Annotated in this window: 21 protein-coding genes and 1 pseudogene; 15 read left to right on the plus strand and 7 right to left on the minus strand. The window is 43.0% G+C overall.

The window, feature by feature from the left end; genetic code table 11:
- Positions 1–55: 55 nt before the first annotated feature.
- Positions 56–1,534: a sodium/proline symporter PutP gene (putP, locus tag VP472_RS03405; protein ID WP_007408914.1), complete on the minus strand. Its 1,479-nt coding sequence runs from the start codon at positions 1,532–1,534 to the stop codon at positions 56–58.
- 420 nt (positions 1,535–1,954) lie between these two features.
- Here putP and gatC point away from each other — a divergent pair, with 420 nt between their 5' ends.
- Genes gatC through gatB form a run of 3 tightly spaced genes read left to right on the plus strand, consistent with a single transcriptional unit; the run spans position 1,955 to position 5,161 of the window.
- Positions 1,955–2,245, plus strand: a complete 291-nt coding sequence (gatC, locus tag VP472_RS03410; RefSeq protein ID WP_003155732.1) for an Asp-tRNA(Asn)/Glu-tRNA(Gln) amidotransferase subunit GatC — start codon at positions 1,955–1,957, stop codon at positions 2,243–2,245.
- A gap of 14 nt (positions 2,246–2,259) precedes the next feature.
- Positions 2,260–3,717: an Asp-tRNA(Asn)/Glu-tRNA(Gln) amidotransferase subunit GatA gene (gatA, locus tag VP472_RS03415; RefSeq protein WP_146276280.1), complete on the plus strand. Its 1,458-nt coding sequence runs from the start codon at positions 2,260–2,262 to the stop codon at positions 3,715–3,717.
- A 13-nt stretch (positions 3,718–3,730) separates the two neighbouring features.
- Positions 3,731–5,161, plus strand: a complete 1,431-nt coding sequence (gene gatB, locus VP472_RS03420; protein WP_015388583.1) for an Asp-tRNA(Asn)/Glu-tRNA(Gln) amidotransferase subunit GatB — start codon at positions 3,731–3,733, stop codon at positions 5,159–5,161.
- A 62-nt stretch (positions 5,162–5,223) separates the two neighbouring features.
- On the opposite strand, the gene VP472_RS03425 is transcribed toward gatB, so the two are convergent.
- Positions 5,224–6,072, minus strand: coding sequence for a TetR/AcrR family transcriptional regulator (locus VP472_RS03425; RefSeq protein ID WP_146276282.1), 849 nt, complete (start codon positions 6,070–6,072; stop codon positions 5,224–5,226).
- Between the two features lie 128 nt (positions 6,073–6,200).
- Here VP472_RS03425 and VP472_RS03430 point away from each other — a divergent pair, with 128 nt between their 5' ends.
- The 3 genes from VP472_RS03430 (at position 6,201) to rlmD (ending at position 11,944) form a co-directional block, all read left to right on the plus strand.
- The gene (locus VP472_RS03430; RefSeq protein WP_070081472.1) at positions 6,201–9,344 is read left to right on the plus strand and encodes an efflux RND transporter permease subunit; all 3,144 of its coding nucleotides are present in this window, start codon (positions 6,201–6,203) and stop codon (positions 9,342–9,344) included.
- 152 nt (positions 9,345–9,496) lie between these two features.
- Entirely contained in the window at positions 9,497–10,408 is a 912-nt protein-coding gene (locus VP472_RS03435) for a diacylglycerol kinase (RefSeq protein WP_020955460.1), read from the plus strand.
- A gap of 147 nt (positions 10,409–10,555) precedes the next feature.
- Complete coding sequence (gene rlmD / locus VP472_RS03440) at positions 10,556–11,944, plus strand: 23S rRNA (uracil(1939)-C(5))-methyltransferase RlmD (RefSeq protein ID WP_146276284.1); 1,389 nt, start codon at positions 10,556–10,558, stop codon at positions 11,942–11,944.
- An 82-nt stretch (positions 11,945–12,026) separates the two neighbouring features.
- Here the strand turns inward: rlmD and VP472_RS03445 are convergent, their stop codons facing one another.
- Positions 12,027–12,629, minus strand: coding sequence for a response regulator transcription factor (locus tag VP472_RS03445; RefSeq protein ID WP_017419041.1), 603 nt, complete (start codon positions 12,627–12,629; stop codon positions 12,027–12,029).
- A 611-nt stretch (positions 12,630–13,240) separates the two neighbouring features.
- On the opposite strand from VP472_RS03445, the gene VP472_RS03450 reads away from it, so the two are divergent.
- Genes VP472_RS03450 through VP472_RS03485 form a run of 8 tightly spaced genes read left to right on the plus strand, consistent with a single transcriptional unit; the run spans position 13,241 to position 19,287 of the window.
- Positions 13,241–13,804, plus strand: a complete 564-nt coding sequence (locus VP472_RS03450; RefSeq protein ID WP_017419042.1) for an N-acyl amino acid synthase FeeM domain-containing protein — start codon at positions 13,241–13,243, stop codon at positions 13,802–13,804.
- Between the two features lie 17 nt (positions 13,805–13,821).
- Positions 13,822–14,085, plus strand: a complete 264-nt coding sequence (locus tag VP472_RS03455; RefSeq protein WP_025853972.1) for an acyl carrier protein — start codon at positions 13,822–13,824, stop codon at positions 14,083–14,085.
- 1 nt (position 14,086) lies between these two features.
- Positions 14,087–14,527: a 3-hydroxyacyl-ACP dehydratase FabZ gene (fabZ, locus tag VP472_RS03460; RefSeq protein ID WP_007609902.1), complete on the plus strand. Its 441-nt coding sequence runs from the start codon at positions 14,087–14,089 to the stop codon at positions 14,525–14,527.
- 1 nt (position 14,528) lies between these two features.
- Complete coding sequence (locus VP472_RS03465) at positions 14,529–15,728, plus strand: beta-ketoacyl-[acyl-carrier-protein] synthase family protein (protein ID WP_017419044.1); 1,200 nt, start codon at positions 14,529–14,531, stop codon at positions 15,726–15,728.
- Positions 15,729–15,746: 18 nt separating this feature from the next.
- Complete coding sequence (locus VP472_RS03470) at positions 15,747–16,697, plus strand: beta-ketoacyl synthase N-terminal-like domain-containing protein (RefSeq protein WP_058906627.1); 951 nt, start codon at positions 15,747–15,749, stop codon at positions 16,695–16,697.
- 10 nt (positions 16,698–16,707) lie between these two features.
- The gene (locus VP472_RS03475) at positions 16,708–17,421 is read left to right on the plus strand and encodes an SDR family oxidoreductase (protein ID WP_017419046.1); all 714 of its coding nucleotides are present in this window, start codon (positions 16,708–16,710) and stop codon (positions 17,419–17,421) included.
- Between the two features lie 36 nt (positions 17,422–17,457).
- A complete protein-coding gene (locus VP472_RS03480; protein ID WP_003155721.1) occupies positions 17,458–18,411 on the plus strand; it encodes an ABC transporter ATP-binding protein in 954 nt (317 codons plus the stop codon).
- Positions 18,412–19,287, plus strand: a complete 876-nt coding sequence (locus VP472_RS03485) for an ABC transporter permease (RefSeq protein WP_003155719.1) — start codon at positions 18,412–18,414, stop codon at positions 19,285–19,287.
- Between the two features lie 78 nt (positions 19,288–19,365).
- Here the strand turns inward: VP472_RS03485 and VP472_RS03490 are convergent.
- The 4 genes and pseudogenes from VP472_RS03490 to VP472_RS03505 form a co-directional block, all read right to left on the minus strand.
- A pseudogene (locus VP472_RS03490) lies at positions 19,366–19,551 on the minus strand (immunity protein YezG family protein); the annotation flags it as partial.
- Between the two features lie 147 nt (positions 19,552–19,698).
- On the minus strand, positions 19,699–20,169 hold the full coding sequence (locus tag VP472_RS03495; protein ID WP_129093616.1) for an antitoxin YezG family protein: 471 nt from the start codon (positions 20,167–20,169) through the stop codon (positions 19,699–19,701).
- A gap of 43 nt (positions 20,170–20,212) precedes the next feature.
- A complete protein-coding gene (locus VP472_RS03500; RefSeq protein WP_146276286.1) occupies positions 20,213–20,683 on the minus strand; it encodes an immunity protein YezG family protein in 471 nt (156 codons plus the stop codon).
- 4 nt (positions 20,684–20,687) lie between these two features.
- On the minus strand, positions 20,688–22,694 hold the full coding sequence (locus VP472_RS03505) for a T7SS effector LXG polymorphic toxin (RefSeq protein WP_146276288.1): 2,007 nt from the start codon (positions 22,692–22,694) through the stop codon (positions 20,688–20,690).
- A 299-nt stretch (positions 22,695–22,993) separates the two neighbouring features.
- Here VP472_RS03505 and VP472_RS03510 point away from each other — a divergent pair, with 299 nt between their 5' ends.
- Complete coding sequence (locus VP472_RS03510; protein WP_003155709.1) at positions 22,994–23,713, plus strand: YebC/PmpR family DNA-binding transcriptional regulator; 720 nt, start codon at positions 22,994–22,996, stop codon at positions 23,711–23,713.
- Positions 23,714–23,785: the final 72 nt, after the last annotated feature.

The raw sequence follows: 23,785 nt of genomic DNA on the forward strand, positions 1-23,785 counted from the left end.
CAGGACAAGTGCGGAAGAAAAAAGCCGTCAGGGATAAAATCTGACGGCTTTTTGTCTATTTCTTGTTTTTCAAAAGAGCTTCCATCCGGCTGAACAGCTGATAAGAAGCATCGGCCGGTTTTTTGGTCAGCAGGCTGACGGCAATACCGGCAATCAGACTGAGGAAGAATCCCGGAATGATTTCGTATACGCCGGTTGAAGCGGCAAGCCCTGTGGTGATCCAGATTAAAACGGCCGCTGCCCCGGTAATCATCGCCGCAAGCGCTCCCCATTCATTCATCCGTTTCCAGTACAGACTGAGCAAGAGCGCCGGGCCGATAGCCGAACCGAAGCCAGCCCACGCATATCCGACCAGATCAAGAATGGTGCTGTTCGGATTCATGGAAAGCAGGATGGCGATAACGGCCACGATCAATACCGACAGGCGTCCGGTCATGACCAATTCTTTATCGCTCGCTTCCCGTCTGAAAAAGGCGCGGTATAAATCTTCCGTAATGGCGCTTGCCGTTACGAGAAGCTGTGAGGAAATGGAACTCATGATCGCCGCTAAAATCGCGGACAGCAGGAAGCCCGTAATCAGCGGGTGGAACAAAATTTTAGAAAAAATAATGAAAATCGTTTCCGGATCTTTTACGGAGACCCCGAAGTGATGAGAATACGCAACCCCGATAATCCCGGTCAGCAATGAACCGACAACTGAAATAACCATCCAGCTCATCCCGATTCTGCGGGCGGGTTTTAAATCTTTCACTTCTTTAATCGCCATAAATCGTACGATGATATGAGGCTGGCCGTAATAGCCGAGTCCCCATGCCAAATAAGAAATAATGCTAATGACGCTCGCGCCTTTAAAGATATCCAATAGTTTCGGGTTAACGGCGTTGATCGAATCAATCGTCGTTGAAACGCTCCCGAGCTGGGTAAAAGCAACGATCGGCACAAGCACTAATGCCGCAAACATGATCGCTCCCTGTACAAAGTCAGTCAGACTGACAGCGAGGAAACCGCCAAACAGCGTGTAAAGGACAACAACACCGGCCGTTAAAAACAAACCGAATTTGTAGTCGGCGCCGAATGCCGATTCAAATAACCTGCCTCCGGATACCATCCCGGACGATGTGTACAGTGTGAAAAAGATCATAATAATCACGGCGGAAACAATTTTCAGCAATGATGACGAGTGGCGGAATCGTTTATCGAAAAAATCGGGAATCGTAATCGCATCATCCGCAACTTCCGTGTAAGCGCGCAGCCTCGGAGCAAGCAGCAGATAATTTGAATACGCGCCGATCGTCAAACCGAGCGCCAGCCATAAGGTCGATAACCCCGTTGCGAACATTGCGCCGGGAACTCCCATCAGCATCCATGCGCTCATATCCGCCGCACCTGCGGACAGCGCCGTTACGAACGGGCCGAGCCCTCTTCCGCCCAGCATGTAATCATTAATATTCGTTGTCTTCCTGAATGCGTACCAGCCGATTAACAGCATGGCAGCAAAGTAAATGCCAAGAGATATAATTAATTCAATACTCACGTTTTTGGACCCTCTCTTCTTTCATGTAAATGTTGCATCACCTCTGTAGATTAGTAGTGCCGGAATATGCGCCGGCGATCCAGCCTTTAGTCATCATTCCATGCGAATCACATATTTAGTGCCGGCTATGGTTACTAAACCTAACAAAGTATCCCCGATCAATCAACTCTCGAAACCTGGCCCGCTCAAGGAAAAAATCCCCGCCAACATAGAACAGCTTAGAGATGAAAACGCTACCAATAAATTATAAAAGTAAAAATTTTCTGACATATAATTCGTTTCTCTTTCTCCCCGATTTAGGATAAAATAGAGAGGGTTTTATCATGCCTCAGAAGGCGGCGTTTTGTTGCTTTAGAGGGCTCGTTTTTGATATGATCAGTATTATATGACGAAACGGAGAATTATGCGGAGGTGGATCTTATGTCACGAATTTCTATAGAAGAAGTAAAGCATGTCGCTCATTTGGCGAGACTCGCCATTACGGATGAAGAAGCTGAAATGTTCACAGAACAGCTTGACAGCATCATCTCGTTTGCCGAGGAGCTTAATGAAGTGGACACGGATAACGTGGAACCGACAACACACGTGCTGAAAATGAAAAACGTAATGAGAGAAGATGAAGCGGGTAAAGGCCTTCCGGTCGAGGATGTCATGAAAAATGCTCCCGATCATAAAGACGGCTATGTCCGTGTGCCATCTATTCTGGATTAAAGGAGGGAGACAGTATGTCATTATTTGATCACAAAATCACAGAACTGAAACAAATGATACATAAAAAAGAAATCAAGATTTCCGATCTTGTTGATGAATCTTACAAACGGATCGCATCCGTGGATGATAAGGTGCAGGCATTTTTACAGCTTGATGAAGAAAGAGCCCGCGCTTACGCGCAAGAACTTGACGAAGCGGTTGACGGACGGTCTGAACACGGTCTTCTCTTCGGAATGCCGATCGGCGTCAAAGACAACATCGTGACCAAAGGGCTTCGCACAACATGCTCAAGCAAAATCCTCGAAAACTTCGATCCGATTTACGATGCGACAGTTGTGGAACGCCTTCAAGCCGCTGAAGCCGTCACAATCGGAAAGCTGAATATGGACGAGTTCGCGATGGGTTCTTCTACTGAAAACTCCGCGTACAAAGCGACGAAAAACCCTTGGAATCTCGATACGGTTCCCGGCGGATCAAGCGGCGGTTCCGCAGCTGCGGTTGCAGCCGGCGAAGTGCCGTTTTCACTCGGATCTGATACGGGCGGCTCCATCCGTCAGCCGGCTTCTTTCTGCGGCGTCGTCGGATTAAAGCCTACATACGGACGCGTGTCACGTTACGGTTTGGTCGCTTTTGCGTCTTCACTTGACCAGATCGGACCGATCACAAGAAACGTAGAAGATAACGCATTCCTGCTTCAGGCGATTTCAGGCCCGGACAAAATGGACTCTACGAGCGCCAATGTCGAAGTGCCGGACTTTCTTTCTTCATTAACTGGCGATATTAAAGGCTTAAAAATCGCCGTGCCGAAAGAATATCTCGGAGAAGGCGTCGGCAAAGAAGCGAAAGAATCGGTTTTAGCCGCTTTAAAAGTGCTTGAAGATCTCGGAGCGACATGGGAAGAAGTATCTCTGCCGCACAGCAAATACGCGCTTGCGACATATTATCTGCTGTCTTCTTCCGAAGCGTCTGCAAACCTTGCGCGCTTTGACGGCATCCGCTACGGCTACCGCTCAGACAATGCGGACAACCTGATCGACCTTTATAAACAGACGCGCTCAGAAGGCTTCGGCAACGAAGTGAAGCGCCGCATCATGCTCGGCACCTTCGCGCTCAGCTCCGGCTACTATGACGCGTATTACAAAAAAGCGCAAAAAGTGCGCACGCTTATTAAAAAAGATTTTGAAGACGTATTTGAGAAATACGATGTCATCGTCGGACCGACAACGCCGACACCGGCATTCAAAATCGGCGAAAAAACCAGCGATCCGCTCACAATGTACGCCAACGATATTTTAACGATCCCTGTCAACCTCGCGGGTGTGCCGGGAATCAGCGTGCCGTGCGGATTTGCGGACGGACTGCCGCTCGGACTGCAAATCATCGGAAAACACTTCGATGAAGGCACTGTATACCGCGTCGCTCATGCTTTTGAGCAGGCAACAGATCATCATAAAGCGAAACCTGAACTGTAAGGGGTGAAATGAAGTGAACTTTGAAACGGTAATCGGACTTGAAGTCCATGTGGAATTAAAAACAAAATCTAAAATTTTCTCAAGCTCACCGACGCCATTCGGCGCGGAAGCGAATACCCAAACAAGCGTCATCGACCTCGGCTATCCCGGCGTGCTGCCCGTTTTGAACAAAGAAGCGGTCGAATTCGCGATGAAAGCCGCAATGGCTTTGAACTGTGAAATCGCAACGGATACGAAGTTTGACCGGAAAAACTATTTCTACCCGGACAACCCGAAGGCATATCAAATATCTCAATTTGACAAGCCGATCGGCGAAAACGGCTGGATTGAAATCGAAGTCGGCGGAAAAACGAAAAAAATCGGCATTACCCGTCTTCACCTTGAAGAAGATGCGGGAAAACTGACGCATACGGGCGACGGCTATTCCCTCGTTGACTTCAACCGCCAGGGCACGCCGCTTGTCGAGATTGTATCTGAGCCGGATATCCGCACACCGGAGGAAGCTTACGCATATCTCGAAAAGCTGAAATCAATTATCCAATACACAGGCGTTTCCGACTGTAAAATGGAAGAAGGTTCACTGCGCTGTGACGCCAACATTTCCCTCCGTCCGATCGGCCAGGAGAAATTCGGCACAAAAACGGAGCTGAAAAACCTGAACTCCTTCGCGTTCGTGCAAAAAGGACTTGAGCATGAAGAAAAACGCCAAGAGCAGGTGCTTCTGTCAGGCGGAGTCATTCAGCAGGAGACGCGCCGCTACGATGAAGCGACGAAAAAAACCATTTTGATGCGTGTCAAAGAAGGTTCGGACGACTATCGTTATTTCCCTGAGCCTGACCTTGTCGAGCTCTGCATTGATGACGAATGGAAAGAACGCGTAAGAGCAACCATTCCTGAGCTTCCGGACGAGCGCCGCAAGCGTTATATCGAAGAGCTCGGTCTGCCGGCTTATGACGCAATGGTTCTGACGCTGACGAAAGAAATGGCTGATTTCTTCGAAGAAACGGTCAATAAAGGCGCGGAAGCCAAGCAGGCATCAAACTGGCTGATGGGTGAAGTCTCAGCTTACCTGAACGCCGAACAAAAAGAGCTTGAGGATGTCGCACTGACTCCTGAAGGCCTTGCCGGCATGATTAAGCTGATTGAAAAAGGAACCATCTCGTCCAAAATCGCGAAGAAAGTCTTTAAAGAATTAATTGAAAAAGGCGGCGACGCAGAAAAAATCGTTAAAGAAAAAGGCCTCGTGCAGATTTCTGACGAAAGCGTGCTTCTGAAGCTGGTAACAGATGCGCTTGACAGCAACCCGCAGTCAATTGAAGACTTCAAAAACGGAAAAGACCGCGCGATCGGCTTCCTTGTCGGGCAGATTATGAAAGCCTCAAAAGGACAGGCCAACCCGCCGATGGTCAACAAAATCTTACTTGAAGAAATCAAAAAACGATAAAAAAAGCAGCCGCCTGCAAGGGCGCTGCTGACACGGAGACCGGTAAGCGCCGGTCTCTTTTTTTATAAGCTGAAATAGGTTTCAATGGAAGCCCGCAGCGTTTCAATCTGCTCATTTCCGCTGCCTGCCAAGTTGGACAGCATTCCTTTAATAATCGGTTTTCGCGGCTCTTCCTTTGCGTATTCCTCTTCAATGACTTCAAGCGATACGAGGACGTCCTCAGGCAGCCCCTGCTGTGCTTTTATCTTTTGAATATCCGCAAGCAGCCTTTCTCTGTCCGCCGCGGGCTGAGTGAAGATATCCTCCGGCAGCAGCGGATCGGGATTGTCTCTTATCAGTCCCGTAATCAGATCATCGATTCTGGCAATCAGAAAGGCCGCCACGTTTTCCGTCCGGAATGCCGTATGTTCATTAAAAATCAAGAAATGAATATAGGAGCTCACTATTCCTTGCGCCATAACGGACGCATCCGCTATAAACGGTATGACGGCATCTCCGTAAACGGAGAGCAAAGCATCCCGATACAGCATGTTAAATTGAATATTGACCTCATGAAAATACTGTTTGACCTTTTGATTTTCAGGAATGACCTTTTCGCTCAGCAAGAGAATGATAAAGTCCTTGTGCTCCATAAATTCCTGGAATTGATAAGCGATTTGTTTTCGGAATACGTCCTTAGGCGGTTTATGCTGATGTTCTGTTTTGATTTTCTTTATTTCTTCCATAGACATGCCGATGTAATACTCACATGCTGAGAGCAAAAGGTCTTCTTTTGATTTAAAATGAAGATAGAAGGCCCCTTTTGAAATTCCGCATTCACCGGCGATTTCCTGAATGGTTGTTGAAGAAAACCCTTTTTTGGCAAATAAATGGATGCCTGTTTTTATGATTTTCTCTTTTTTTTCGTTCATGACGTGCTTCCCCTTAATCCTGAAAAATTTAGAAAAATTTACTGCCTTATTAGTTGACGATGTTGAGTTATACCGTTTAGTATTATATAGAATGACCAGTCAGTCAATAAAAATTAACGGAGGACATGATGAACCACATTATTAACTTTGTACTGAAGAACAAATTCGCAGTTTGGCTGATGACGATTATCGTTACTGTAGCAGGGCTGTATGCCGGTATGAATATGAAGCAGGAATCCATACCGGACGTCAACATGCCTTACCTCTCAGTAAATACGACTTATCCCGGAGCTGCTCCGAGTCAAGTTGCGGATGACGTGACAAAACCGATCGAGCAGGCGGTGCAGAATTTAGAAGGAGTGAGCGTCGTAACGTCCACATCCTCTGAAAACGTCTCATCGGTTATGATTGAATATGATTACAACAAGGATATGGACAAGGCGAAAACCGAAGTCGCTGAAGCGCTGGACAGTGTCAGCCTTCCTGATGACGCGAAAAAACCTGACATTTCCCGTTACAGCCTCAACTCTTTCCCGATTTTGACGCTCAGTGTGACAAGCGGCAAAAGCTCGCTTGAAGATCTGACTAAAAATGTGGAAAACACTCTCGTTCCTAAGCTTGAAGGCATTCAGGGCGTTGCGTCCGTACAAGTTTCCGGGCAGCAGGAAGAGCAGGTGGAATTCTCTTTCAAAGACAAAAAAATGAAAGAGTACGGACTTGATGAAGATACCGTCAAGAAAGTGATCCAAGGCTCTGACGTCAATACGCCGCTTGGATTGTACACATTCGGCAACAAAGAAAAATCAGTTGTCGTTAACGGAAATATTACGTCAATTAAAGATCTGAAAGAGATGAGAATTCCGGTCACATCTTCTTCTGCCGCTCAAGGTCAAGCGGGCGGAGCCGGTGCGGCATCTGCGGCGGATGCTCAGGCTATGCAGCAGGCACAGCAAAGCGCGTCAGCAGGGGTGCCGACAGTCAAGCTTTCTGACATTGCCGACATTAAAGATGTGAAAAAAGCTGAATCCATTTCCCGCACGAACGGAAAGGACAGCATCGGAATTAATATCGTAAAAGCCAATGACGCCAACACGGTAGAAGTGGCCGATGCGATTAAAGATGAACTGAATCAATACAAAAAAGACCATAAAGGGTTCAAGTACAGCTCGACTCTTGATATGGCAGAGCCGATTACAGAGTCAGTGGATACGATGTTAAGCAAAGCGATTTTCGGCGCGATTTTTGCGGTCGTGATCATTCTCTTATTCTTAAGAGATATTAAATCAACGATGATTTCTATCGTTTCCATCCCGCTGTCACTGCTGATTGCACTTCTTGTGCTGAATCAGCTTGATGTCACATTGAACATAATGACGCTCGGTGCGATGACGGTCGCCATCGGACGGGTAGTCGACGACTCGATTGTCGTGATCGAAAACATTTACCGCCGCATGAGGCTGAAAGATGAACCTTTACGCGGGAAGCAATTGGTGCGTGAAGCGACAAAAGAAATGTTTAAACCGATCATGTCATCAACGATCGTAACCATTGCCGTATTCCTGCCGCTTGCCATGGTCGGCGGACAGATCGGCGAACTGTTTATGCCGTTTGCCTTAACAATCGTCTTCGCGCTTGCCGCATCACTGTTGATTTCGATCACACTGGTGCCGATGCTTGCGCACAGCTTATTCAAAAAATCGCTCACAGGCGCACCTGTTAAAGCGAAAGAGCATAAGCCGGGCAGATTGGCCAATTTCTATAAAAAAGTGCTGAATTGGTCATTAAGCCATAAATGGATTACATCTATCATCGCGGTTCTGATGCTTGTCGGCAGTTTGTTCCTCGTACCTCTGATCGGCGCGAGCTACCTGCCTGCGCAAGCGGACAAAACGATGCAGCTCACATACACGCCTGAACCGGGCGAAACGAAAAGCGAAGCTGAAAAAGCTGCGCAAAAAGCGGAAGATATGCTGCTTAAACGCAAACATGTCGATACTGTTCAGTATTCTTTAGGATCGCAAAGTCCGCTCGGCGGAAGCTCAAACGGCGCATTGTTCTACGTGAAATACGAGGATGACACGCCTGATTTTGACAAAGAAAAAGACAATGTCTTAAAAGAAATCAAAAAAACATCGAGCCGCGGCGAATGGAAATCACAAAATTTCAGTTCGTCAGGCAACAACAACGAATTAACGTACTATGTGTACGGAGATTCAGAGTCTGATATTAAAGGCACGGTCAAAGACATCGAAGGCATCATGAAAAAGGAGAAGGATCTGAAAGACGTCAACTCAGGCCTTTCCAGCACATATGACGAATACACGTTCGTCGCTGACCAGGAGAAACTCAGCAAGCAGGGCCTGACGGCTTCGCAAATCTCCCAAGCCCTGATGTCCCAAACGTCACAGTCTCCTTTGACAACGGTGAAAAAAGACGGCAAAGAGCTTGACGTCAACATCAAAACAGAAAAAGACCAGTATAAGAGTGTAAAAGAATTAGAGGATAAAACTATCACATCGCCTGCAGGCCAAGAAGTAAAAATCGGCGATGTGGCGAAAGTGAAAAACGGCACGACGTCTGATACCATTTCCAAACGCGACGGCAAAGTGTACGCTGACGTAACGGCAACCGTCACTTCTGACAACGTCACGAAGGTGTCATCAGCCGTTCAAAAGAAAGTTGACAAACTGGATAAACCGGACAATGTATCAATTGATACCGGCGGTGTATCAGCGGATATTGCAGATTCCTTTACGAAACTCGGGTTAGCGATGCTTGCCGCAATCGCCATCGTATACCTCGTTCTTGTGATCACGTTCGGCGGAGCATTAGCGCCGTTTGCGATTCTGTTCTCGCTTCCGTTTACAGTCATCGGCGCATTAGTCGGACTGTATGTATCCGGAGAGACGGTCAGTCTGAATGCCATGATCGGTATGCTGATGCTGATCGGAATCGTCGTCACAAACGCGATTGTCTTAATTGACCGCGTCATCCATAAAGAAGCGGAAGGCCTATCGACGAGAGAAGCGCTCCTGGAAGCCGGCTCTACGAGATTGCGTCCGATTCTGATGACGGCGATCGCGACAATCGGCGCCCTGCTTCCATTGGCATTGGGCTTTGAAGGCGGAAGCCAGGTCATTTCTAAAGGACTCGGTGTCACCGTTATCGGCGGTTTAATCAGTTCGACTCTGCTGACCCTTCTGATTGTACCGATCGTATATGAAGTATTAGCGAAATTCCGTAAGAAAAAACCTGGAACGGAAGAAGAGTAAGACAGCGGGCCTTGGCTCCTTAAACGGAGCCGAGGCCTTTTTTCTTCTGGCAATTCCTGTACATATTGTTGCGATTTTCTCAAGTCATAGTATAATTAAAGGTTGTTAGTGTTAATAATGGATCGGATACTCTTAAGTAGGATGATGAGATAATGAAACGTGCACGCATAATATACAATCCGACTTCAGGACGGGAGCTTTTTAAGAAAAATCTTGCCCAGGTCCTGCAAAAATTTGAACAAGCTGGTTATGAAACCTCCACCCATGCCACCACATGCGCGGGGGATGCCACCCACGCCGCAAAAGAAGCCGCTTTGCGGGAGTTTGACCTGATTATCGCAGCCGGCGGAGACGGAACGATTAATGAAGTCGTCAACGGTCTTGCGCCGTTAGACAAACGCCCGACACTGGGCATCATTCCGGTCGGCACGACAAATGATTTCGCCAGAGCGCTGGGCATTCCGAGAGAGAATATACTGAATGCCGCTGATACCGTCATTAACGGCGTAGCCCGCCCGATCGACATCGGACAGGTGAATGGTCAGTATTTTATCAACATCGCCGGAGGAGGCCGTCTGACGGAGCTGACGTACGATGTGCCAAGCAAACTGAAAACGATGCTCGGCCAGCTTGCTTATTATTTAAAGGGAATGGAAATGCTGCCTTCACTTCGACCGACAGAAGTCGAGATTGAATATGACGGCAAGCTGTTTCAAGGCGAAATTATGCTGTTTTTAGTGACGCTGACCAACTCGGTCGGCGGATTCGAGAAGCTGGCCCCTGATTCCAGCCTGAATGACGGCATGTTTGATTTAATTATTTTGAAAAAAGCCAATCTCGCGGAGTTTATCAGAGTCGCGAGCATGGCGCTCAGAGGCGATCATATTAACGATCAGCACATTATTTACACAAAAGCGAACCGCGTGAAAGTCAATGTATCAGAAAAGATGCAGCTGAACCTGGACGGCGAATACGGCGGCATGCTGCCCGGCGAATTCGTGAACCTGTATCGGCATATTCACGTCATCATGCCGAAGGAGAAAGCGGAACAGCTGGATGACTAATACGCGGACAAAATCCTAAAACAGTATTCGTTTTAGGATTTTGTCATCTTTTCAGCGTGATCGGAAACCTTTGAAGGCTGACATTGAATTTGAAGGTTTGCCAGCACGCTGAAACAAGGCTTTTGGTAAAACGAGAGGTGATTATAGATGAAAATGAAACCCCCGATAGAAAAAAATGAATACTATGATGTGACATTTGAGGATTTGACGCACGAAGGAGCGGGCGTCGCAAAGGTTCAGGGCTTCCCGATCTTCGTGCCGAACGCCCTGCCTGAGGAAAAAGCGCAAATCAAAGTGACACGCGTCAAAAAAGGCTTCGCTTTCGGCCGCTTGATTGAGCTGAAGGAAGAAAGCCCGCACAGAACGGATGCCCCGTGCCCGATCTACAAACAATGCGGCGGCTGCCAGCTTCAGCACATGACCTATGAAGGCCAGCTCTTGTTTAAACAGAAACAAGTTAAAGACGTCTTGGAACGGATCGGCAAGCTGGACCTCTCAAACGTCACCGTCCACCCGACGCTCGGCATGGAAGACCCGTGGAACTACAGAAACAAAGCGCAGGTGCCGGTAGGAGAAAGAGAAGGCGGACTCGTCGCCGGATTCTATCAGCAAAGAAGCCATGACATCATCGACATGAGCGCCTGCCTGATTCAGCAATCCAAAAACGACGAAGCCGTTCAAGCCGTCAAAGACATCTGTGCAGCATACGGTGTCAAAGCCTATAATGAAGAACGCCATAAAGGCTGGCTCCGTCACATTATGGTCAGATACGGCGTCGTCACGGGCGAAATGATGATCGTCTTCATCACAAGAACAAGTGATTTTCCGCACAAAGCGAAGATCATCGAAGACATTACGGCGCAATTCCCGCACGTTAAATCAATCGTGCAGAACATCAACCCAAATAAAACAAACGTCATCTTTGGGGACGAAACAAACGTCATCTGGGGAGAAGAATACATCTACGACCTCATCGGAGACGTCAAATTCGCCATCTCCGCCAGATCATTCTATCAGGTCAACCCGGAACAGACAAAAGTGCTCTACGACAAAGCGCTTGAGTACGCAGAGCTGCAAGGAGAAGAAACCGTCATCGACGCCTACTGCGGCATCGGGACCATTTCTCTCTTCTTGGCGAAGCAGGCGAAAAAAGTGTACGGCGTCGAAATCGTGCCGGAAGCCATCGAGGATGCGAAACGCAACGCTGAGCTGAACGGCATCACAAACGCGGAATTCGCAGTCGGAGAAGCGGAAACCGTCATTCCAAATTGGTACGAAGAAGGCATCACGGCCGACACCCTCGTCGTCGACCCGCCAAGAAAAGGCTGCGACGAAGCCCTGTTGCGGACGATCATCGAGATGAAACCGAAGCGGGTGGTGTATGTGTCCTGTAATCCTGGTACGCTTGCAAGAGACTTGTGGGTGCTTGAGGATGGCGGGTATCAGACGCTCGAAGTGCAGCCTGTGGATATGTTCCCGCATACGAATCATGTGGAGTGTGTGGCTGTGCTTTATTCTAAGGGTGCAGTTCATTAACTGTTACTAAGAAGAAGGAGTAAAGATAATATATATCTTTACTCCTCTCATTTAAGAAAGTTGCTATTTTATAATCCTTAAGTTATACATGTAGCAGCCCTCGTTTAATTCCGTTCACAACTGCTCCAACTCTTGAGTTGGCATCCATTTTTTGAATAATAGAAGAAATATGACGTTCTACAGTTCTTTTACTTAACTTTAATGCAGAACTGATTTCCATATTTGTTTTATCCTCTGCTATCAACTTCAGTACCTCCAGTTCCTTATGAGTAAGGCGATCAACAGAAAGGTTTACAGCATGTTGAGGAAATACATGGTTTCCTGCAAAAGTTTGTTTGACTGCAGTTATTAGTTCATTAATTGAATTTTCTTTCCTTACATAAGCAGCAGCTCCGGCATTGTATGCTGCATATATATATTCATCATACTCATAACCGGATAATATTACAATTTTTAACTCCGGAAATGTTTTCTTAATGTTTCTTGTCAAGGAGATTCCATTAAAAGATTTCATCCTAATATCAATAATTAGAATATTCGGACGATGATAGTCAATTTCATCATATATCTCTGCAGGATTTGATAAAGTGCTAACTACTTTAACGACTCTGTCGCGTTCTAGCAATTGTTTAATACCTTGTACCATCATCATATGATCATCTAACAGCAATACTTTGATTTTCAACTGATTTACTCCATTCATTGAAAAAGTAGTTGTAACAATATTGTGTTAAAACGTTTTCTCTTTGGTTATAAATTAAAACAGAAAAGGATCGAATATAAGATATCTGCATTGGGCTTTAGTCATTTCTAAAATGATGTAGATTCTGATCATTGGGAAGAAGGTTTATAAACTTTTTTATAGATATATGTCTATAATATGGTCCTTATGGAATATTATATCATTTCCCTTGTTATTAATCTAGATAAAAGTATAATATACTAACCCTTTTTGTTACATATTTCTTAATAATTCATTTTTTTAATTACTCAAATTTCCTAAATTGATAATTGCCTCAAAAAAACATGCAATTAACAATAATAAGTTGGCGACATCGAGCCATATTTTTGGCGTGATTTACGGATTTCATCTGAGTCAATATTTTGATATTTTTATGTAGAGAAGAAAATATTGGTTAAAAAGAGGCGGAATATACTATTTTCACTGATGTTGTTTTTTGATACACCTCAAAAAATACTGTGATGCACTTCAGCTAAGGTGTAGACAGAGTAAACTTTTTAAAGAGTTACAGAGTCAGGATATAATCTTGAGACGGGACAAAGGGAGGGGTAATAATGTTTAAAGTAAAGATCTTAGAAACCGAAGAAGAGAAAAAAGAACTATATGCAACGAGATATAAAATCTTTGTTGAACAGGAAAAATCAGTACCTGCTGAAAATTATAAGGACGGTTTATTAAAGGACCATTCTGATGATCATGCTTACCAAATCGGTTGTTATGAAGGCAGTTTATTAGTTGGGTTTATGACTTTAATTGTGAAAAAAGATGATGAATTATTAGAGGTTGAACAAACTCATAATTTGAAACCGCAAGCTAATGAAAAATATGCAGAAGTCATGAGATTAGTCGTGTTAGAAACATCTTTTACTAAAACGATTTCAATGAAAGGTAAAGTAATGAACCTTCTATTTGATACAGTGAAAGATATTATTATCTCTGAAAATATTACTCATCTTCTCTTGCAGAGCAGAGAGAAATCTAAAAAAATGTACGAAAAAATAGGGTTTAAACAAATCGGTGATTATAAATTATACAGAGAAAAATCGTACCAATGTCCTATGAAACTTGACGTAATGAAAGTAAGCGAAAAGGTAGTAAATATATCGGAATTTATTTAATGAAAGGGATGGAGCAAATGAGTCTGGAAACATTAATTAGTGTAGAAAAAAAAGAAAAGCTAGTGGGAATGATCGCGGAAATCTTGGAAGTGGAACCAGAAGAAATAAAGGATGATACAGATCTGGTTGAAGAATTAGATGCTGACTCAATGATGGCTTTAGAAATCTTAGCCTGTGTCGAAAAGGAGTTTCAAATAAAAATACCGGAAGAAGAGTTACAAAACTTCACCACAGTAAATAATATTATTTCAATTATTGAAGAAAGAATAACGGAAAAATAATATGAATTCATTGTCGCATGATGAGGTTTTAGAGAAATTACCGCAGAGATACCCTTTTGTAATGATAGATCGAGTGATCGAGGCTAATGAAACTTACATAACAGCTATGAAAAATGTATCAGGAAATGAACCGTGCTTCCAAGGGCATTTCCCTGAAAAGAAAATATTTCCGGGTGTGTATATTACAGAAGCGATTGCTCAAACAGCTATTCTTTTGTTTTCACAGAACGAAAATTCTGCAGAAACAAAACAAACTCTTCCTCTCCTTTACCACACAAATGTGAAATTTAAAAAGCCAATTGTACCTGGAGATCAAATGATTATTACATTAAATATAATAAAGAAAATTAGTAAGGCTGCAATTGTGAAAGCTGAAGTGAAAGTAGATGATTCTAAATGTGCATCGGGAGAATTGACCTTTACACTTGTGGGAGATGAATAATTTGAAAAGAGTTGTAGTAACCGGTACAGGAGCTATTACTTCAATAGGCCTTAATTCAAAAGATTTTTGGAGATCTTGTTTGAGTGGAGAGTCCGGCATTTCACCTATTCAAAAAGACGGACTTCAATTATTGGATCCTAAATATGGCGGTCAAATTCATAACTTCAATGCTTCTGAATGGATTAAAGTTAACGATTATAAGTCAATTGGAAGAGGTTCTCAATTATTAATTGCAAGTATGTATGATGCAATCAAAAATGCTGAATTGAAGCCTGAAACTTATAAAATGGCAGATTTATATGTTGGAACCACTATGGGTGAAATATCCATTGAAAAAACTGACTATAATCGTCATTTGGAAGAAGCTAGCCCTCAACATCTTTTAGACCAAGGATTCTTGCATACGTTATTAGCAAATGCCTGCAGAGAATTTGAGTTGCAGGGAGAGACAATGCTTGTTGCAAACGCTTGTTCTGCAGGTAATTATGCAATTATTCAAGGTTATGAAAAGATAAGAAACGGAGAACAATCTATCTGTTTTACAGCAGGAGAAGATCCTTTCTCGACTATTGCTTATTACGGGTTTAACCGATTAAAGGCTATTGCAGCAAAAGAATGTAAACCATTTGATGCTCACAGAGATGGAATGCTTGTTGCTGAAGGAGCGGGCTGTTTAGTATTAGAAGAATTAGAACACGCCCAACAAAGAGGGGCTAATATCCTGGCAGAAGTTAAAGGGTATGGAGTTTCATGTGATGCCTATCATATCACTGCGCCGCATCCTAATTCGACAGGGATAATACAAGCCATGGAAAAAGCTGTAAAAAAGGCTGGTATTACAACTGATGATGTAGATTACATCAGCGCTCATGGTACAGGTACTCAAGCCAATGATAAAGCGGAGTCGTTTGCAGTTAACCAATTATTTAATAAAAAAGTGCCGATGAGTTCAATTAAGTCCATGATAGGTCATTCTATGGGGGCGGCAAGTCTTCTTGAAGCGATTGTATGTTGTAACGCTGTAAAAGAAGACGTTGCACCTCCAACAATAAACTTTGAACTAAAAGATATAAATTGTGATGTGGATTGTATTCCGAATAATAAACGGTCATTTCCTATTGAGTATGCTATGAATAATTCTTATGCTTTTGGTGGCGCCAATTCCAGCATCATTTTTAAGAAATTCAGAGACAATTGCTAAAAATGGAGATGAGTAAAAATGAATATTATTGGAAGAGGTAAAGTCCTTTCTGAAACAATAAGCGTGGAGAGCATAAGAAATAACGTAGAGATAAACGGTATTCTTGAACCTGAGAATTTTGATATAAAACAGTATGTTAAATATAAAGGACTCCGTTCATTAACAAAAGCAACTAATTTAGCAATTGCATCAATAAGTGAGGCAATTACAGATGCGGGAAGCAGATACAGTGAACATTCTCCAGAAAGAATCGGTGTTTTTGTGGGAAGTACATTAAACCCTTTGGATGCCGCTTATCACTTTATGACAGATGTCTATGAAGCTTCTCCGGATTTTGTGAGTCCGGTTAAATTCTCTAGTTCCGTATTAAATAATATTTCCGGATGGGCTTCCATTGTTTACGGGATAACAGGCTTAAACTCAACTGTAATTTCAGGAAATCTTTCTGGAATAGACGCTTTGAAAATGGCAGTTTCATACATAAATAATAATGTTATTGATGTTGCCATTGTGACTGCTGTTGAGGGAAACGAAGCAGGATCCATTTATCAACAAGGGAACCTTCAAAAAAAAGTAAATGCTGTTACAGGTGCAATTTCGTTTATTATAGAAAAAGATGAAAAAAACTATCCAATTATAGAAAATATAAATAGTTTCCAACATACTGAAGATAATAGAGATAAAATCATTATGAACTTAGAAAAAGATTTAAATGACGGAATAACAAAAAATTTAATTTATGGTTCAAATAATTGCAATGATGAAATCATTTTTAACTATTTAAAAAGCAAAAAATTTGACGATGAATTAAATATATTGGATATATCTCGAAGCTCCGGGATGTCCAATGCTTTATCCGGGTTTTTGAAGTTGCTGGTATCAATGGACATGGAAGGTGAAACATTAGTGATCGAGACGAATGAAGTTGGAAACGATAGCATCATTAAAATAAATTCAAAAATTAGTTGAGGATCAGATTATGAAAAAAATAGCCATTATAACGGGTGGTACCGGAGATTTAGGACAATCACTTATTGATAAATTTCATCATAATAATTATATTGTTTATTTTACGTATCTCGGAAATGTCGAGAGAGCTAAAATGATTGAAGAAAAATACCCTGGAACAAAAGCTATAAAGGTCGATGTCAGAGAATACAGCCTTGTGAAAGAATTTATCGAGCAAATATATAACACGCATGAACGAATAGATTGTCTGATTAATAATGCCGGAATTAATAAAGATAAAACAATTTCCTTTATGAATCAAAAGTCTTGGTCAGAAGTGATCGATACAAATCTGAACGGTACTTTCAATTGTTGTAAATTCGTCTCGAAATATATGATCAATCAAGGTTATGGTTCAATTATTAATATGTCCTCGGTTTCAGGTATAAAAGGTATTGAAGGTCAGACTAATTATGGTGCGGCAAAAGCAGGGGTTAACGGGCTAACAAAAACATTAGCGAAAGAGTTGGCAAAGTATAATGTTAGGGTCAATTCCGTTTGCCCAGGCTTTATAGAATCAGACATGACAAGTAATTTGGACGAGGACAGGATGATTAATCTTATCCCAATGCAGTATGTAGGAAGTCCGGATGATGTAAGTGAATTATCACTTTTTTTGGCGGAAAATAGATCCAAATACATCACTGGGCAAATGATTGCAGTTGACGGAGGACTAACAATCTAGCATAATTTAGTAATCTTACTTTTCGAGGTGAACAGAATGGGAGAAGAACAAGACATTATTACAGTAACTGATCTGCGCAAAAAATATGGATCATTTGAAGCAGTGAAAGGGGTATCCTTTTCTGTCAAACGCGGCGAGCTGTTTGCATTTCTGGGAACGAACGGTGCAGGGAAATCGACCACTATCGATATTCTCTGTACGCTGATTAAAAAGACATCCGGAAAAGTGGTAATAGATGGTTATACTCTTGGTGAGGGGAAAGAGAATAATCATATCCGCAAAAAGATCGGAGTTGTTTTCCAAGAGAGCATTTTGGATGAACGATTGACCGTTTATGAAAATATCATGAACCGCGGACAATATTATCATTTAAGCAAGGCACAAGTGCAAGAGAACTATCAGTTTGTAACAGACTATTTAAAATTGGATGATATTAAGGAGAAAAAATACAGCGATTTGTCAGGAGGACAAAGAAGAAGAGCGGATATTGCCCGTGCCATCATCCATAAACCGACTATATTATTTTTAGATGAGCCTACTACAGGTCTTGATCCGCAAACGAGAGTATTTGTTTGGAATGCGATTAAAAGGCTGCAGGAAGAAACAAACATGACGATCTTTTTAACGACCCATTACATGGAGGAGGCCGCTGTGGCTGATAACGTTGTGGTCATCAAAGAAGGACGCCTGATCGCAGAGGGTACACCGAGTCAGCTGAAAGATCAATATGCGTTTGACAGTCTGCATATGATGTTTAAGCAAGGCGTTGATCCGACGGCATGGTTTGAAAATAAACAACTGGATTTTACGGTTAAAAACTCTATTTATTCCCTTCGTGTAGAGTCCACTCTCCAAGCGTTTGACATACTGAAAGGTCTTGAAGGAAAAATTGAATCTTTCGAAGTGATTAAAGGAAATATGGATGATGTGTTTATCCATATTATCGAAGAACAAGGAAGCAGTTTGCCAGTAAAGGGGAGCATTGCATAAATGAAGTCTTTATCCAGTTTAATCAGCAGAAATATAAAAATATACTTCCGTGATCGAACGCTTTTGCTTCTCTCTTTGCTGTCAGTATTTATCGTCATTCTGTTATATGCCGTGTTCTTACAGCAGACACAACTGGACGCCATTAAGGCCCTGGTCGGTTCGACAGATGATTCCAAAGCAATGGTGAACGAATGGATGGTGGCGGGATTGCTGTCCATTACAGCTGTGACAACGACTTTAGGCGCTTTCGGAATTATGGTGAAAGATAAAGAAAGCAAGAGAACGTATGACTTTTTAACAGCTCCTTTATCAAGGGCGACCATCCAATTGAGCTATGTCATTCATTCATTTGTCATCGGCTTGATCTTTTCTTTCATCGCCTTTTTAGGCTGTGAAATTTTTCTCGTTTCAACAGGCAGCAAGCTTTTAAGCGGTACAGATATACTTGAAGTATTGGGGATCATTATTCTTTCAGTTGCACTCTCAAGTTCCATAAATTTATTTTTAACGCTGTTTATTCACACACAAAATGCATTTTCGACGTTAAGTACGATTGTCGGAACAGCCATCGGTTTTTTATGCGGAGTATATGTGCCGATCGGCGGCGTACCGGTGTTTGTGCAGAAGATTATTATGTATTTCCCTATCAGCCACACCGCCGTTCTGTTCAGAAAAGCGTTTATGACAGACTCAGTTGATAAAGTATTTAAACATGCTTCTGCGGACCAAATACAGGAATATGAAAAGCATTACGGGATCGTCTACAAGTTAAACGGCCATTTTATCAGTACGGCTGCGAGCTTGTGGGTCATTGTCATTACAGCCATCATATTTACCGTCATATCTATTTTCATATTTAAAAAACAAAATAAATGACCTCTTCAGACGATACATAACGATGTAACAGGCAGCATCCGTTTACTGGATGCTGCCTGTTTTGTTTATTATTATTCTTTTGTGCTCAATTCTTAATTCCTCAAAAAGTTCTCGGATTTCTCTTAAAAAAGTGTTGAAGATATCTTTATTTACACTGTATCAGGCTGGTAGATCTTGCGAATAAATCAGTTGACGTTTTTTTGGTGTCTTGAAGTGAAAGAGAACCATGGTAGAGTCATCTAATACTTCTGCATAAAGATACATTTTTGCCCATTCACAAGGTATGATGTCATTTAATTCTCTGATACAAATCTTACGTTTTTTTAGTTTCCAACCTTTTTCACCCTCAATCGTCGAGAGATCCCAGTTATAAAAAATAGCCCAGCAGTAAAGCGCTGAGCCATTATTGATTTATAGACCGAAGTAGCTTATTACAAACTGTTTATCATCCTCATCTTCAGGCAAAATCCCCAAGTTTTGATATTCCCATACCACTTGCCGTTGTGTTCCGTTTAAGTCTGAGGCGATGACATCGGTGTAATCGTAGTCAATTGAGAATTTACCGCTTCGTTCGAGATGCAAAGTGAGGTTTGTCCATAAGTCCTCGTTGTTTGTTTTAAATTGATCCCGTAACTCTTCAAAGTAATCATGCAATTCATATAGAAGTTCGTCATATATATCTTCATCAACATTAAAATGTTCAGGAATATCGTGTGAATATATATATTCCTGATTTTGTGGAGTAGTAAAGAAGAAGTAAACTTCTGAAGAAACATCTAAAATTTCGGCATAAAGAGCAACCTTCTCCCACTCAGAGGGGATAATTTCATTTATTTGCTCAGAGATTTTTTGATATAGTTCGCCCATTTTTTCAGTTTCCACAATATCAGAATCCTTTTTAATTTTTTTGCCGTTTGAAAGCTTATTATATGTTTAGATACTCTTCTATGAATTTTCTATCTTCCTCATCAGCTGGCAGTATGCCGAGATTTTGATATTTCCAAACATCTCGTCTTTGAAGGTCATCAAGTTGAGAGGATAAAACATCATCATAATTATAATCAATTGAGAACTTTCCGGTGTTTTCTAATTTTAAAGTGAGATTTGTCCAAATATCTTGATTGTCTAGTTTAAATTCTTCTTTTAGTTCTTCAAATAGCTCTTGAAGTTCAATCAGCAGTTGATCGTAAATCTCCTCGCTTACATTAAATTGTTCAGGTATATAATGAGAAAATAAATAATCACTGTTATTTGGTGTTGTAAAATAAAAGTATATATCCGCTGAGTCATCAAGTATTTCAGCATATAAAACGATCTTTTCCCATTGAGATGGAATCATTTCATTTAGATGTTCAGCAATCTTTTGATATAATTCACCCATTTTTTGAGTTTCCATTAGATTAACCTCCAGCTTTATTCTTAATGATTGTTCTAACAGGTTCTTTATCCCCAACTTTATATACAACAATAAATTTAGAAGGTCTTAAAGAATCACCCTCATAAATGTTGTTAATTTTAACTGTCACCTGTTTTGGTGGTTTTTGACTTAAAGCCTTAGACCATACTTGCTCCATGTTGTACCATTTCCCGCCGCTCCTATTAATCTGAGAATTCATCGGCACGATGTTGTCGAATTGGCCTGAGCCTTTGAATTGGGTGGCGATTAGGTGGCCTCCGTCGTCATCTGTCAGACGGTCTGGTTTACCTGCTTTTGATTGCGCATATTGGTTGCGTTTTGCTTCTCCCAGCTGCAAGTCTGCTTTGACACTTGTAATTCTACCATAGTTGTCAGTGGTGTACGTGTAGCCTTCTTTTGTTTTGTAAATGACATTCGGCTTCAATACTTTCTTTCTGGTCCATTTCGCAAAATGCTCGCCGTATTTGACCGTTACCGGCGGTACATGCGGTGCCGGTGTCCGCCTGCCGCTTGCGGAGGTTCCGTACGGTTTCGGCAGGATGACCTTGGCGAATTTCTGCAGTCCCTCTTTAAGTGTGACCCCGTTGACTGCGTTGTAAGGAACGCCTGCCGGCACTAAGTCGTGACGCGGATGATAGGGGAGAATATCAGCCAGGGTGAGATCTCCAATTTGATCTAACTTGGTTTTGACACGTTTTTTTGATACTTCTATGCCTGTGTTGACCTTTTGCTTGATGTGGTCAACGGTTTGTTTTGAGACCGTTATCGCTTTTTGAGCTGCGGCGGATTTGCGTGTTGCTGTTTTGACTTTGGTTGTCACTTTGGCGGCTGTTCCTGTTTTTGAGACGGCGCCGACGCCTTTTGTGCCGACAACTGATGTCACAACGGTGCCCACTGCATATGACACCCATCTTGCTCTTGAGTAGGTGTCGCCATTCACCATGTCTTTTTGGTACGATTCTTCGATTGCCGCTGAAATGGCTTCATACGTTTTGATCGGGTGAGCCACCGCTCCTGTAATGGCTTCAACCGTTCCGCCCGGATCTGTGACCATATCCCACAGGCCTGTGACCGCGTCTTTTCCGGAATCATAAAGGCCGACGGCAACGCCTTTGAAACCGTCTGTAAGTTCACGCGTGTTTTCAATTTGAGTGAAGTAGCGCTGCTGTTCTTTTGTCAGGTTTTTATAGCCGATCGTTTTGGCCATTGAGTAGAATTCATCAGCATTCGCATAATCGTAGTTTTTCAGTCTTTCTTTCAGTTTTTCAATCTCTCGTTCCTTCGCTTCCTCTTTCTTCATCTTCAAATAAGCATCCGAATGTCTTGCAATCTCGCCTTTTTTCTTATGGATGTCGCTTTCACGGTACGCCTTGGCGTTGTAGTGAAGCGGCGTGGCGCTTTTTCCTTTGCCCGTGGCGTTTTGAAGCTGCTGGAAGTCAGCTTGGATGAACTGTTCGTTCGCTTCCGTTTCTGCGTATTCTTTCGTTAGATCGTGATCAAGTTTGCCGAGTTTATGTATCGTTTCGCTTCTTTTTTTGTCAGCTGAAGACAGCTTTTGATCCGTGCTTTCCGTTGAAAACAGATCAAGCGAGATGATGTCTTCGATCTCTCTGAGGATGGACCCCATGTCCTTTTTTTGCCCTTCCATCATCGCCTTTGATTTGCTGAGGGCGTGGGTGAGTTCATGCTCCAGGAAAGATTCCTCCACATGCGAACTGGAAAGTCCGGCATCTTCGACCTTGCCGGGAAGGCTTGTGAGAAATGCGATTTTCATATCGATCAGATCAAGCCAGCTGTCTGTGACGCCGGCGTGATCCTGGAAAAAGGCTTTGATGTTGTCAGCGCCCCGGCCTGAGAAATCATTGTCACCAAGATCAGCCATACCTTGAAACGCTTTTTTCAGATTGACCATCTGGCCGCGCAGTTTTTTGTATTCACCCGCGCGCTGTTTGGCGGCGGCCAGGAGGGTGTTTGCTTCAAAAACTTTCATGACCATATCCTTTCTTTTGTTCGATATCAAAATTTTACCACGGGAGTCAGGATATACAGTGTAGGAAATAGGTAATAAGAATAAAATGAATCTTTTGACTTGCGACTTCCTTCCTGTATGAAGGGAGGCTTTTTTATGTTTTGTACAATAATCCTCAAATTCGGCTTACTGCGCTCCGGTGATTTTAAGCGTACCTGTTGTTTCTAATGTCTTACACTCGAAACAACCCAACCGCTGAGGTATAATAGAAGCAGAGTATTTATCATACAGATTCAATTCGTGAAAGAGAGTGGAACAAAATGGGCCGTAAGTGGAACAATATTAAAGAAAAGAAAGCATCAAAGGACGCAAATACGAGCCGGATTTACGCGAAGTTCGGCCGTGAGATTTATGTGGCGGCAAAACAAGGCGAGCCAGATCCGGAATCGAACCAGGCGTTAAAAGTGGTGCTTGAGCGCGCAAAGACGTACAGTGTGCCGAAAAATATTATTGAGCGTGCGATTGAAAAGGCGAAAGGCGGCGCGGAGGAGAACTTTGACGAGCTGCGTTACGAAGGTTTCGGGCCGAACGGTTCAATGATCATCGTTGATGCGTTAACGAATAATGTAAACCGCACGGCGCCTGAAGTGCGCGCCGCATTCGGGAAAAACGGCGGAAATATGGGTGTGAGCGGGTCTGTCGCTTACATGTTTGATGCGACCGCCGTTATCGGCGTTGAAGGCAAGACGGCGGATGAAGCGCTGGAATTGCTGATGGAAGCTGATGTGGACGTGCGCGATATTTTAGAAGAGGATGACAGTGTTATCGTATATGCCGAGCCTGATCAATTCCATGCCGTACAGGAGGCATTCAAAAATGCCGGCGTTGAAGAGTTCACGGTTGCGGAGCTGACGATGCTTGCGCAAAATGAAGTCGAGCTTCCGGAAGATGCGAAAGCTCAATTTGAAAAGCTGATCGATGTGCTGGAAGACCTCGAAGACGTACAGCAGGTTTATCACAATGTGGATTTAGGCGAATAAAGACAAAAAGGCCGGGACGGCATAAGTTCCGGCCTTTTTATTTTGCTTATGCGGCCGGCCTGTATCGTATTT

Origin of the sequence: Bacillus sp. MT(2024), assembly GCF_036362845.1 — a bacterium.
Lineage (GTDB): Bacteria > Bacillota > Bacilli > Bacillales > Bacillaceae > Bacillus > Bacillus velezensis.